This window comes from Ilumatobacter sp. (assembly GCF_041688325.1).
GTDB lineage: Bacteria > Actinomycetota > Acidimicrobiia > Acidimicrobiales > Ilumatobacteraceae > Ilumatobacter_A.
In genome coordinates this window covers 1-7276 of sequence record NZ_JBDNIJ010000003.1, presented here as the reverse complement: position 1 = coordinate 7276, position 7276 = coordinate 1, and the positions used below count along the sequence as shown (strand labels likewise).

Annotated in this window: 10 protein-coding genes and 1 pseudogene; 9 read left to right on the top strand and 2 right to left on the bottom strand. The window is 61.1% G+C overall.

Annotation, left to right across the window (positions count from 1 at the left end; translation table 11 throughout):
- The 9 genes and pseudogenes from prfB to ACH2EI_RS00090 all read left to right on the top strand — a co-directional run.
- Positions 1 to 181 (top strand): annotated as a pseudogene (gene prfB, locus ACH2EI_RS00130) (peptide chain release factor 2); the annotation flags it as partial.
- 189 nt (positions 182 to 370) lie between these two features.
- On the top strand, positions 371 to 1048 hold the full coding sequence (ftsE, locus tag ACH2EI_RS00125; protein WP_395151739.1) for a cell division ATP-binding protein FtsE: 678 nt from the start codon (positions 371 to 373) through the stop codon (positions 1046 to 1048).
- 10 nt (positions 1049 to 1058) lie between these two features.
- Entirely contained in the window at positions 1059 to 1961 is a 903-nt protein-coding gene (locus ACH2EI_RS00120; RefSeq protein WP_395151741.1) for a cell division protein FtsX, read from the top strand.
- A 19-nt stretch (positions 1962 to 1980) separates the two neighbouring features.
- Complete coding sequence (locus ACH2EI_RS00115) at positions 1981 to 2844, top strand: crotonase/enoyl-CoA hydratase family protein (RefSeq protein ID WP_395151743.1); 864 nt, start codon at positions 1981 to 1983, stop codon at positions 2842 to 2844.
- A gap of 202 nt (positions 2845 to 3046) precedes the next feature.
- Positions 3047 to 3268 carry a hypothetical protein gene (locus ACH2EI_RS00110; RefSeq protein WP_395158785.1) on the top strand — a complete coding sequence of 74 codons (222 nt, stop codon included), beginning with the start codon at positions 3047 to 3049 and terminating at the stop codon, positions 3266 to 3268.
- Between the two features lie 55 nt (positions 3269 to 3323).
- Positions 3324 to 3752, top strand: a complete 429-nt coding sequence (locus ACH2EI_RS00105) for a globin (RefSeq protein ID WP_395155341.1) — start codon at positions 3324 to 3326, stop codon at positions 3750 to 3752.
- A gap of 34 nt (positions 3753 to 3786) precedes the next feature.
- Positions 3787 to 4437 carry an ABC transporter ATP-binding protein gene (locus tag ACH2EI_RS00100; RefSeq protein WP_395158783.1) on the top strand — a complete coding sequence of 217 codons (651 nt, stop codon included), beginning with the start codon at positions 3787 to 3789 and terminating at the stop codon, positions 4435 to 4437.
- Entirely contained in the window at positions 4407 to 4718 is a 312-nt protein-coding gene (locus ACH2EI_RS00095) for a hypothetical protein (RefSeq protein WP_395158787.1), read from the top strand. Before ACH2EI_RS00100 ends, ACH2EI_RS00095 begins: the two co-directional genes overlap by 31 nt.
- The gene (locus ACH2EI_RS00090) at positions 4715 to 5566 is read left to right on the top strand and encodes an ABC transporter permease (RefSeq protein ID WP_395158781.1); all 852 of its coding nucleotides are present in this window, start codon (positions 4715 to 4717) and stop codon (positions 5564 to 5566) included. The genes ACH2EI_RS00095 and ACH2EI_RS00090 overlap by 4 nt, the downstream gene beginning before the upstream one ends.
- Before the next feature lie 3 nt (positions 5567 to 5569).
- On the opposite strand, the gene purU is transcribed toward ACH2EI_RS00090, so the two are convergent.
- Both purU and ACH2EI_RS00080 read right to left on the bottom strand, forming a co-directional pair.
- Positions 5570 to 6427, bottom strand: a complete 858-nt coding sequence (gene purU / locus ACH2EI_RS00085; protein ID WP_395155338.1) for a formyltetrahydrofolate deformylase — start codon at positions 6425 to 6427, stop codon at positions 5570 to 5572.
- Positions 6428 to 6469: 42 nt separating this feature from the next.
- On the bottom strand, positions 6470 to 7276 hold an 807-nt coding region (locus ACH2EI_RS00080), incomplete at its 5' end, for a TrmH family RNA methyltransferase (RefSeq protein ID WP_395158779.1).

Below are 7276 nucleotides of genomic sequence, written 5' to 3'. Positions count from 1 at the left end.
GGCCCAGGTCGGCTGGGGCAGCCAGATCCGCAGTTACGTGATGCAGCCGTACCAAATGGTCAAAGACCTCCGGACCGAGATCGAAACGGCGAATGTCAGCGGGGTGCTCGACGGCGACATCGATTTTCTTATCGAAGGCTTTCTGCAACAGAAGCGTGCACAGGGCGAACCCGAAAGCTGAGATGGTCACTCTGTGTCAGGCACAGTGTGACCGGCACAGTGTGACCGGCCAGGCAGCGTCATCGAAGTGGCCGGGAACTGCTGAGTCAGTCGTCAACAAATTTTGCGGTGGGGGTGCCTCGTTGCAGGTGTGTGACAGCGGTACTGTCGTGCAGCGCCGATCGGACCCACTCCGACGGCCCCTTCACTCATGATTCGCCTCGAAAATGTCACCAAGAGCTACTCCGCCGATGTCGTTGCACTGCGCGACGCTGGATTCGACATCGCCAAGGGCGAGTTTGTCTTCCTTGTCGGGCCGTCCGGATCGGGCAAGAGCACCCTCCTGCGCATGCTTAACCGCCAAGACCGGCCCGAGCGCGGCGCTGTCTGGGTCGCGGGTCGCAACATTGTTGACATGCCGCCTGGCCGTGTTCCGCACTTGCGGCGCAACATCGGCAATATCTTCCAGGACTACAAACTCCTGCTCGAAAAGACGGTGTTCGAGAACGTCGCATTCGCGCAAGAGGTGATTGGCCGTCCAAAGCATGTCATCAAGCAGCAGGTGCCCGCCGTGCTCGAACTCGTCGGCCTAGCGGGCAAGGAAGACCGCCTGCCGCACCAACTGTCCGGTGGCGAGCAGCAACGTGTGTCGGTTGCTCGTGCATTCGTCAACCGGCCGCTGATCCTGCTCGCAGACGAGCCGACTGGCAACCTTGACCCGGCGACAGGCGAGGGCATTATGCGGCTCCTCGACCGCATCAACAAGACCGGTACGACCGTGGTCATGGCGACCCATGACCAACGAATTGTCAACACCATGCGCAAGCGTGTCATTCAGCTCGACCGTGGCGTGATCGTGCGTGATCAGGCGCGCGGCGTCTACGAGTGAGGTAGTTCCCATGCTTTCACGCCTTCGCTACATCTTCCGCGAGACTTTTGACAGTTTTCGTCGCAACGCCACCCTCACCATGGCTGCCATCATCACCGCAGCAATCTCACTGCTTGGTGTTGGCCTGACGTTGCTCAGCCAGCAAGGCTTCGACAACCTGCTTTCCAAGTGGGAGGGCGGCGTCGAAATGATCATCTTCGTCAATGCTGGCGCGAGCGCCGATCAGTTGGGCGTGATCGACACGGCGCTGGGTAATGCCGGCACGTTCGTCGAAGAGTTCACGTACTGCGACGCGGTCTGCTCACTCAATGAGGCACAGATTGTGCTCGCCGGAGAGCCGGGCACACTCGCCCTGCTCGACCTGAATAACATCCCGACTCAGTACAAGGTTGTTCCGACCGAAGGCACCGACGTCGAACTCCTGCGGCAGCTTGAAGGCGCATTCGCAGAATTGCCAAACGTCTTTAACGTGCAGTTCGCCGAAGACCAGATCAGCCTGATCGGTCAGCTCCAAGACTTCTTCGGTTTCCGTCTGCTGCTGTTGTCGATCTTCCTGCTGTTGGCCGCGATCCTGCTGATTTGGAACACGGTTCGTACGGCGATCTTTGCCCGACGACGCGAAATCGAAGTGATGAAACTGGTCGGTGCGACCGACTGGTTCATTCGTGTCCCCTTCATGTTGGAAGGCTTGCTCCACGGCATTATTGGTGGCGTCCTCGCCAGCGGTGGACTCTGGGCCTGGAACAGTCAATGGACCAGCGGTGTCGGTGAATTCCCTGAGGGGAGTGGCTTCGCCGCGTTGGTCGTGACTGACGGCTACGACAAACAGGTGATGCTGATCATGTTGATCATCGGTGCCGCCGCGGGCGCCATTGGATCTGGCATCGCCGCAAGTCGATTCTTGGACGTCTAGCTCACTACGTTGCTCCTCCATGGAGTACACGCAGATCATTTACGACGTCGCTGACAATATTGCGACGATCACACTGAACCGGCCCGAGAAGCTCAATGCCTTTACGGGCACGATGATGTACGAGATCATCGACGCGTTCGACCAGGTCGATGCCGACGACGACGTGCGGGCTGTAATCGTCACCGGAGCAGGCCGTGCCTTCTGCGCTGGCGCAGACTTGTCTGGTGCCGGGGGAGAGACCTTTGCCGAAGGTGGCAGCGACGTGCAGACGAAAACGGGCGTCCCACGCGATGGCGGCGGGATGGTGTCGCTGCGGATCTTCGAATGCACCAAGCCGGTGATTGGAGCGATCAATGGCGCCTCGGTCGGCGTGGGCGTCACGATGACGTTGCCGATGGACTTCCGCCTCGCCAGCGAGCACGCGAAGTTCGGCTTCGTGTTTGCTCGACGCGGCATCGTCCCAGAAGCGTGCTCGTCGTACTTCCTGCCGCGCATTGTTGGGATCAGCCAGGCAACCGAATGGTGCTACACCGGCCGAGTTTTCCCAGCAGATGAGGCGCTCGCCGGTGGTCTCGTCAGAAGCGTGCACGCCGGAGATGCTCTGCTCGAAGCAGCGCGCGCGATCGCCACGGAAATCGCTCAGAACACGGCGCCAGTGTCGGTGGCACTGACCCGTCAGATGCTTTGGCGGATGCTGGGCGCCGATCATCCGATGCAAGCGCACCGCGTCGACTCGCGTGGCATCTTGTCTCGTGGGTCGAGCGACGATGCACGTGAAGGTGTGACGAGTTTCCTTGAGAAGCGAGATCCGGTGTACCCGATCAAGGTGAGTGACGGATTGCCCGACATTTTCCCGGACTACGTCGAACCAACATTCGACTGAGCGACATGGGTTTCGAGCGGTCGACTCCAATGCAGAGAGTGAGTGCGAGGTGCCCAGGGGCACACGGCGTGGTGGGAATTTCTCAAGTTTCCGGAGGTTCTTACCGATGTCTAGAACAACGACATCGAGAACTATCTGTGTCGAGAACCACCTGTATCGAGAATTACCTGTATCGAGTATTACCAGTGAGGAACGAAATCCAATGGCCACCATGTTGATGCAAGAACTGAGCGCTGGCGACGTGATCGAGATCAAGACCGCTGCGAACGTCGCTGACGACGTCATGACCGTGCTGGTCCTTTTGTCCACCGACGAGTTCCTCGTGCTGGACCCGTGCAATGACTCCACTCCCTTCGTTGTCAAGTGCAGCGAGCTCATCGAGTACCGCAAGTTCGATGCTGAGGAAGTCTTCGCCGCGGTCTGATCGAACACCTCGCTTGCCCCCTAGCGTGGGTGTTGTGGTTGACACGGTGCCTTCGTTGTTTTCGAGAGTCGGATCGAGTGACGAGGAACGAATTGCGTTCTTCGAGCGTCTCGTCGATGCCTTCTATGAAGGTGTGGCGACGGATGACGTCTTACTCCCGCTCTACCCTGAGCAACCTGACCTGACTGGTGCACGGCACCGCCTCACGTTGTTCCTCGCTCAGTACTGGGGCGGCCCGCAGACCTACATGGACGAGCGCGGGCATCCGAAGCTTCGTCTGCGACACTTTCCGTTTCATGTCGGCCCGCTTGAGCGCGACCGCTGGCTGGTACACATGGCGGCGGCAGTCGAACGCACGTGTGCCGACGACTCGATCGGCGAAGCAATCGCTGACGAAATGATGGCGTACTTTGTGCCAGCCGCTGAACACCTCCGGAACGACACCGGGCTCCCGATCACCTCGGCGAGCTATCCGCGGGCTTGATCAAACGCCAACGCGTTGTACATTCGACCGTGACATGGCTGCCATCGACGTCACCAATCTCCACAAGCAGTACGGCTCGAATCACGCCGTCGACGGGGTGTCGTTCCACGTCGACCAGGGCGAGGTCTATGCCTTGCTTGGCGAGAATGGTGCTGGCAAGTCGACCACGGTCGAAATCCTCGAAGGACATCGTGAGCCGTCATCCGGCGAGGTGAGTGTGCTTGGCGTCGATCCTGCGAAGGCCGATCGGAATTTTCGAAACCGCGTTGGCATTGTGCTCCAGTCGTCGGGAGTCGAAACCGAGTTCACCGTGCGCGAAGTCATCGATCTGTACTCGAGCGCGTACAGCAATCCCCGCTCGCTCGACGAAGTCATTGGACTGACCGGGCTCGACGAGAAGGTCGACGAGCGAGTCGGATCGCTCTCGGGCGGTCTGAAGCGACGAGTCGACCTCGCACTCGGGATCGTCGGTCGCCCCGAAATGCTCTTTCTCGATGAGCCGACAACGGGGTTCGACCCATCAGCGCGGCGTAAGTCGTGGGACCTCATCGAGGCCTTGATCGCTGACGGCACCACGGTGCTCCTGACGACGCACTATCTCGATGAGGCGGAGCATCTTGCCGATCGGGTCGGTGTGCTGATGCGCAGGGCCGCATGGTGGCCGAAGGCGCACCAGCCGAGTTGATCAACCGCGTGAGCGGGACGATCGTGTCCTTCGACGTGCCGGACTCGATCTCGCTCGACTCGGCGGCGAGCACGTTCGCCGAGGTGCTGGGTGCCGACGTGAGTATGTCGGGCCGTCTCGTCGAGGTCCGTGTCGACCAGCCGACCATTGCTGTCCATCGGCTGACCGGTTGGGCGATCGAGCAGTCGGTCGAATTGGAAGGGCTGAGTGTGCGGCGGGCGTCGCTCGAAGACGTGTTCCTCGAACTCACCGGAGAGTACGGCGTGGGGAGCGGGTCGTGAGCGGCTTCCCCTCGAACGCTTCCCTGGTGATCCGCCAGACGCGCTACCAATTGAAGTTCTTTACCCGAGTACCGATCGCACTGTTCTTCACACTTTTCCTCCCGATCGTCATGCTCGTACTGTTCAACGCACTGTTCGGTGACGATTTCGTCTGTGGTGACGATGCATGCACGGCGGGCAATCGCTGGCCGATCAGCCAGTTCTACACCGGCGGCCTCGCCGCCTACACCGCAGTGTCGGCTACGTTCACCAACCTCGCCAACATGGTTCCACTGCGCCGTGACGAGGGGGTGCTGAAGCGGTGGCGGGGTACGCCGCTTCCGACCTGGACCTACATCGCCGGATTCGTGCTCTCAGCGGTGGTCATCGCCATGGCCGGTGTGTTGATCATGCTGACCATGGGCGTCGTCCTGTACGACCTGTCAATCGATTGGGCCAAGATGCCCGCAGCCGTCGTGACCTTCACCGTCGGCGTTGCGTCGTTTGCAGCGCTTGGGATGGCCCTGGCGTCGCTGGTCAAGTCGGCCAGTTCGGCTTCGGCTGCAGCGAACGCAGTGATCTTGCCGCTTGCCTTCATCTCGGACGTGTTCGTGGTGAGCGACCGAAAGAACGGCTTCTTGAACTCCGTCGGCAACTTCTTCCCGCTCAAGCCGTTCGTCAATGCGTTCCAAGATTGCTTCTCACCTGCCGTCGATGGTGCAGCGTTCAACCCTGGATCGCTTGCCTTCGTTGCAGCGTGGGGCCTTGTCGGCTTGGCGATTGCACTCAAGAAGTTCCGCTGGGAGCCGAGCGGCTCAGCGCCGCGCGGCCGCCGCGCTCGAGCAGCAGCAGTTGAAGCGGCTGCCTGATCTCTACGAGTAGACGATCGTGCGGTGACCGTGGACTGCGACCTTGTGCTCGAGGTGAGCCCGGACTGCCCGCGAAAGCACGAGTGTCTCGACGTCACGGCCCCGAGCAGTGAGTTGCTGGACGTTTTCACGGTGCGTTACGTGAGCTGTGTCTTGAGCGATGATCGGGCCCTCGTCGAGGTCGGCAGTGGCGTAGTGGGCTGTTGCACCGATCAGCTTGACGCCGCGCTCGTGTGCCTGGCGATACGGGTTTGCCCCGACGAATGCAGGCAGGAACGAGTGGTGGATGTTGATGATCCGCATCGGATGTTGCGACACGAAGTTGTCGCTGAGGATCTGCATGTAGCGAGCCATAACGGTGAGCTCGACATCGTGTTCAGCGAGGGTGGCAAGCACCTCGAGTTCTTGCTCGGGCCTGGTGTCCTGTGTGACGGGTAGGTGTACGAACGGGAGACCCATGTGCTCGACGATGTCTCGATGATCGGGGTGATTCGAGATGACGACACGTAGGTCCATCGGCATCTCACCGCTCCGCCACCGTGTGAGCAGGTCATAGAGGCAGTGCGGTTGCTTGGAGCACATGATCGCCGTGGGGATCGGTACCGAGTTGTCACGGAGGTCGACGACCATGGCGAACCGATCGGCGACTGCTTGGAACGCGTCGTGGAAGTCTGTTGCCGATCGATCGTTGGTCAGCTCGAACTCGATGCGCTGAAAGAACACCGAACCGTCTCCCCCGACGCCACCCTTGACGTATTGCTCGGCGTGGATGATGTTGCCTTCCTGGCTGGCAATGAATTCTGCGGTCGCGGCGACCACACCGAATCGATCGGGGCACGAAAGCAACAGGACGTACGACATCACGCCTTTCTATCGACTCCCGCCGTCCGTGGCGTGGTGACCTCAGTCCGCCTGGTCACGTCGGCGAAGTGCCCAGCAGACCACGGCGGTGGCCGCCGCAGCGTTCAGCGAGTCGACGCCGGCCGCCATCGGGATCCGTACCGGTGTGGCGATGTCGAGGAGTTCCTGGCTGAGACCGCTGCGTTCTGATCCAATGAGCACCGCAGCTCGTTCGCCAGGCCGGACCATGTCGAGCGCAATGGCCGACGGATCGGGTGTCATCGCATACAACTCGAAGCCCTCGAGGGCACGGAGTTCGGCCGCGAGGTGGCGTGTGCGAACGTGGGGGAGTGTGAACGCGGTGCCCATGGCGACCCGCAGGGCTCGACGAGCAAGGGGATCAGCACTCGTGTGGTCGAGTACCAGTCCGTCCCAGCCCATCGCAGCAGCATTCCGCACGATCGAGCCGACGTTGACCGGGTTGTCGACCGCTTCTGCGACGACGATCCGCCGCGCTGTGCGTGCCAGCTCGTAGAGCTTTGGGCGAGCCGGGCGCTCGAAAAGGGCGAGGATCGAGAGGGGGAGACCGATCTGCTCGATCCGGGCTCGTACTGCTGGTCCACCGGCGTAGACCGGGCAGTCGAGCTGCGCGGCGACGTCGGGAACGCGATCGATGTCGACCAGTGCAGCGGTCGCTACACAGCCAGCTTCGAGTGCCCGTTTGACGACCAAGTCGCCCTCGGCGAGGAAGAGGCCGGCACCGGCGTCGTCGCGCTTCTGGGAACGGCTCGCAAGCGCTCGCTCGTTCACCCGAAACTGTGCAAAGCGCGGGTCGTCCGGGTCGTCGATCAGCTCCATCCGACGAGTCTC

What these genes read in the sequence shown, in the direction of transcription:
- ftsE (WP_395151739.1), top strand. Translation starts at nt 371, where the DNA reads ATGATTCGCCTCGAAAATGTCACCAAGAGCTACTCCGCCGATGTCGTT.
- ACH2EI_RS00120 (WP_395151741.1), top strand. Translation starts at nt 1,059, where the DNA reads ATGCTTTCACGCCTTCGCTACATCTTCCGCGAGACTTTTGACAGTTTT.
- ACH2EI_RS00115 (WP_395151743.1), top strand. Translation starts at nt 1,981, where the DNA reads ATGGAGTACACGCAGATCATTTACGACGTCGCTGACAATATTGCGACG.
- ACH2EI_RS00110 (WP_395158785.1), top strand. Translation starts at nt 3,047, where the DNA reads ATGGCCACCATGTTGATGCAAGAACTGAGCGCTGGCGACGTGATCGAG.
- ACH2EI_RS00100 (WP_395158783.1), top strand. Translation starts at nt 3,787, where the DNA reads ATGGCTGCCATCGACGTCACCAATCTCCACAAGCAGTACGGCTCGAAT.
- ACH2EI_RS00095 (WP_395158787.1), top strand. Translation starts at nt 4,407, where the DNA reads ATGGTGGCCGAAGGCGCACCAGCCGAGTTGATCAACCGCGTGAGCGGG.
- purU (WP_395155338.1), bottom strand. Translation starts at nt 6,427, where the DNA reads ATGTCGTACGTCCTGTTGCTTTCGTGCCCCGATCGATTCGGTGTGGTC.